The organism is Sphingosinicella sp. CPCC 101087 (assembly GCF_004151485.1).
Classification (GTDB): domain Bacteria; phylum Pseudomonadota; class Alphaproteobacteria; order Sphingomonadales; family Sphingomonadaceae; genus Allosphingosinicella.
Map to the genome: position 1 here is coordinate 6,758 of NZ_SBFF01000024.1, position 5,001 is coordinate 11,758.

The 5,001-nt window shown below is 68.8% G+C and carries 1 protein-coding gene; it reads left to right on the forward strand.

Features of this window, described 5'->3' with window-relative positions:
- On the forward strand, positions 1-5,001 hold a 5,001-nt coding region (locus tag EKM57_RS21535), incomplete at both ends, for an autotransporter-associated beta strand repeat-containing protein (RefSeq protein WP_206185541.1).

The following is a 5,001-nucleotide window of genomic DNA, read 5'->3' on the forward strand; positions in this document are numbered from 1 at the left end:
CACCGGCTTCGGCGCGCTCGGCTTCGACCGTTCGGACACGGTGACCTATGCCGGCACCATTCAGGGATCGGGCGGCGTCACCCAGGACGGCACCGGCACGACGATCCTGACCGGCGACAATCTCTATTCGGGCGGCACGACGATCAGCGCGGGCACGCTGCAGCTCGGCGCCGGCGGCGCGTCGGGATCGATCGTCGGCGACGTCGCCAACAGCGGCACGCTCGCGTTCAATCGGAACAACAGCTACACTTTTGATGGGGCGATCACAGGCACGGGCACGATCGCGCAGATCGGCACGGGCACGACCGTGCTGACCGCCGGTGCCAATAGCGCCGACGCGACCACCGTCAGCGCCGGAACGCTGCAGGTGAACGGGGGGCTCACCACGTCGACCGTCGCGATGACCGGTACATCCGTGCTCGCAGTGAACGGCACGATCCAGGCGGCCGGCGGCACTGCGTCGGCGATCACCGGCGATGCCGGTGCGAACAGGATCAACGTCAATGCCGGCGCGACCCTCGCTGCGGCGGGCGACCTCGGCGGCGGCAGCGACACGCTGACTCTGGCCGGAACGCTCAACACCGGCGCGGGTCAGCTCAGCCTCGGCGGCGGCAATGACACGTTCGTCCTCAACGATCCGGCGGTTCTGACCGGCGGCGTGGCGGGCGGCGCCGGCACCGATGCCCTGCAGGTGAACAATGCCGCGGACCGCACGCTGACCGCGACGCAGGTGAGCGGTTTCGAGACGCTCAACAAGACGCTTGGCGGCATTCTGAGCCTGACCGGCGCGCACGATTTCTCCGCCGGCACGACCGTCCAGGCAGGCGTGCTGGGGCTCGGCGACGGAACGACGGGGGGCTCAGTTGCCGGCGACATCCTCAACAACGCGCAGGTGTCGTTCAACAGCCCGGGCACGCAGACCTATGCTGGGAGGATTACCGGGACCGGCAGTGTGGTCAAGAACGGCACGGGCACCACGGTGCTCACCGGCGACAACGCCTATTCCGGTATTACGGACGTCTTCGCGGGCGCCCTGATCGTCAATGGCGATCAGTCGGGTGCAATGGGCACTACCGTCGTGAACGCCTTTGCCACACTCGGCGGGTCGGGCGTGATCGGCGGGGACGTGAGGGTAGGAGGCCCTGGGCGGCTCAGCCCGGGAGATCCGGGCAATGTGCCCGACACGCTTACGATCAACGGCAACCTGTCGCTTGGATCGTTGACCAATGTGGACTTTGATTTCGGCCAAGCCAACGTGCCGGGCGGCGACTTCAATGACCTCTTGGTCGTGGGCGGCGACCTGGTCCTGGACGGAACGCTCAACGTAACCCAGTCGCCAGGCGGCACGTTCGGCCCCGGCGTCTACCGGATCATCAGCTATGGCGGTGCGCTCACGGACAATGGGCTCAACGCCGGCTCGCCCGACCATCTCGTCCAGACCTCGGTGGCGGGGCAGGTCAACCTGATCAATTCGGCCGGCCTGGCGCTGAGCTTCTGGGACGGCGATGCCGGTGCGCGCGCCAACGGCCTGGTCGACGGCGGGAGCGGCACCTGGCGCGCCGCCGGCGACCAGAACTGGACCGACGAGACCGGCGCCTTCGCCGCGCCGTTCGCCAATGCGAGCTTCGCCGTCTTTCAGGGCGACGCGGGCACCGTGAACGTCGACAATGCGAACGGGCAGGTCGAGGCCGTGGGCATGCAGTTCGCTGCCAATGGCTATGTCGTCCAGGGCGGCGATCTGGTGCTGGTCGACGACAGCTCCCAGGCCGGTCTCCAGTCGTTCATCCGCGTCGGCGACGGCACCGTCGCGGCCGCCGGCTACACGGCGACCATCGCGTCCAATCTGAGCGGCGCCACGCAACTGGTGAAGTCCGATGCGGGCACGCTCGTGCTCACCGGCGCCAACACCTATGACAGCGGCACGACCATCGCCGGGGGGACGCTTCAGATCGGGAGCGGCGGAACGACGGGCAGCATCGTCGGTGACGTCGTCAACAACGGCGTGCTCGCCTTCAACCGCTCTGATGCCATCACGTTCGCCGGCCTCATTTCCGGCGCCGGCGGTCTCACGAAGCTCGGGGGCAACACGCTGACGCTCACCGCCGACAACAGCTACGCGGGCACCACGACGATCAGCGCGGGCGCCCTGCAGGTGGGGGATGGCGGCACGACCGGCGCGATCGTCGGCGATGTGGTCAACAACGGCACGCTGACGTTCAACCGCTCGGGCGCGCTCACTTATGCCGGAGCGATCACCGGCACGGGCGCGCTCAACGTCCAGGGCGGACTGACGCTGACGATGACCGGCGACAGCAGCTATGACGGCATTACCTCGATTGGCGGCGGAGAGCTTCGGGTCGGCGCCGGCGCGACGGTTGAGTCCGGCCGGGTACTGATCGGCGACGGCGCCAATGGGGTGCTGACCATCGAAGGGGGCGGCGTGCTCCGGGCCGGGGCTGCAGACGTCGTCGTGGGGCAAGTCGGCCCGCCTGTGTCTGCGACGCTCAACGTCACTGGCGCGGGCTCGCTGCTGGAAACCACCGGCGCGTTGAATATTCCGGCCACCAGCAGCGCGACCGGAGCGGTGAACGTCACCGGCGGCGCTGAGATCCGCACCGGATCGACGAGGTTGGGCACCATCTCCGCCATGATGCCGGCAGCGCCCTCGTTGACGGTCTCGGGCGCGGGATCACGCTGGACCGGTACCCCATTCACAATGCACGTGGGCAATACGTCCATCCTGGACGGCGCGACGGGTAGCGTCACGACAGCGACCATTGGCCAGGCGAACGCGCCCTTGGCACTGGCTTTCCCTGCCAATCTGACGATTGACGGCGCCGGGTCGGACCTTTCGGTCGCAGGTGCGATGAGGGTCGGACTGGGTGCAGCCCAAGCCTTCATCACCCTATCGAACGGTGGCCGGTTGGGCGTGGGCGGCACGTTTGCGCTGGCCGTCGGTGCAGCGGGAACCGGCGTCATCAACATCGGTGGTGTGGAGGGTCAGGCGGCCGCGGGCGCGGGTGTGCTCGACGCGCCTACGCTCGCCTTCGGCCCCGGCACCGGCCGGGTCAACTTCAACCACACGAGCACCGGCTACGTATTCGCGACCGCGATGTCGGGGCTGGGCACGATCAACCAGGTTTCGGGCGTCACCAGCCTTACGGGCAACAGCGCCGCCTTCACGGGCGCGACCAACGTGGCGGGCGGCACGCTGCTGGTCAACGGTACGCTCGGCGGCGCCACAAGCGGCCCGACGAGCGTCGAGTCCGGTGCGACGCTCGGCGGCATCGGCGTCATCGGCGGCAATGTCGCCGTGGCCGACGGCGGCACGCTGGCGCCGGGCGATGCGACCGGCCCGGGAACGCTCACGATCAACGGCAACCTCAGTCTCGCGGGCGCCGTGACGCTGGACTATGAGTTCGGCGCATCCAATGTCGTCGGCGGCCCGCTCAACGACCTGACAGAAGTCGGCGGCCACCTCGTGCTCGACGGTGCAATCGACGTGACCGTCACCTCAGGCGGGGACTTCGGCGTCGGCGTCTACCGCGTGATCAGCTATGGCGGGGTCCTCAGCGGTCCCGGCCTCGCCGTCGGGGACGTCCCGGCGGATGCGGACGTCTCGGTCCAGACTTCGGTCGCCGGGCAGGTCAATCTCGTCAACACCGCCGGTCTCACGCTCAATTTCTGGGACGGCGCCGCCGGACCGAAGGGAAGCCAGGTCAATGGCGGCGACGGCACGTGGCAGAACGACGCCGGGAACGACAATTGGGCCGACGTCAGCGGTGTCTTCAACGGATCCTTCAACGACGGCGAGTTCGCGATCTTCTCGGCCGCGGCCGGCAGGGTAGCCGTCGACGACAGCCTGGGCGCCGTCGTCGTGTCGGGCATGCAATTCGTCAGCGACGGCTATGTGATCACCGGAGACGGCCTGACGCTGACCGGCCCGGATTCGATCGTCAATGTCGGCGACGGCACGGCGGAAGGGGCCGGATATTCGGCGACGATCGAAAGCGCGCTGGCTGGCGACACACGGCTCGTCAAGACGGGTTTGGGCACGCTCATACTTTCGGGGGCCAACGGCTATTCCGGCGGGACGCTGATCGACGTCGGCACGCTCAGCATCTCGAGCGACGAGAATCTCGGCGATGCCGATGGGATGATCGCCTTCACCGGCGGGCGGCTCGCCAGCACGGCGGACCTCAGCACCGCGCGTGCGGTGGAGCTGATAGGGGCCGGCACCTTCCTGCCGGACGCCGGCACCACGCTGACGCTCGCGGGCACGGTGTCCGGCCCGGGGGGCTTCACCAAGGACGGCGCGGGCACGCTCGTCCTGACCGCGGCGAACAGCTATGACGGAGACACCATCGTCGCGGCGGGCAGCCTGTTCGTCAACGGCGACCAATCGGGCGCCCGCGGCCCGACGAGCGTCGGAGCCGGCGCGATCCTCGGCGGAACCGGCACGATCGGCGGTGACGTCGTCCTTGCCGCCGGCGCGACGCTGGCGCCCGGCGCGCTCGGGGTGGGAACGCTCACCATCGCCGGCGGACTGTCGCTCGGCGCGACGAGCCTGCTCGACTTCCAGCTCGGCGACGCCAATGTCGTGGGCGGTGCGCTCAACGACCTGGTCGAGGTGGGCGGCAACCTCGTGCTGGACGGGACGCTCGACGTGGCGATGACTCCGGGCGGAAGCTTCGGGCCGGGTATCTACCGCCTGTTCAACTATGGCGGCGCGCTGACCGACAATGGTCTCGAGCTCGGCTCGCTGCCGACGGGAAGCAGCGTCTCGGTGCAGACCGCGGTCGACGGACAGGTCAATCTGGTCAACACGGCCGGACTGTCGCTGACCTTCTGGGACGGCGGCGTCGGACCGAAGAACAACGACCTGGTCGACGGCGGCAGCGGCACCTGGCGCCTGGGCGGCGGCTCCAGCAATTGGACCGACTCCGCAGGCGCCGTGAACGCCGACTACAGCCAGAGCAGCTTCGCCATCTTCTCGGCCGC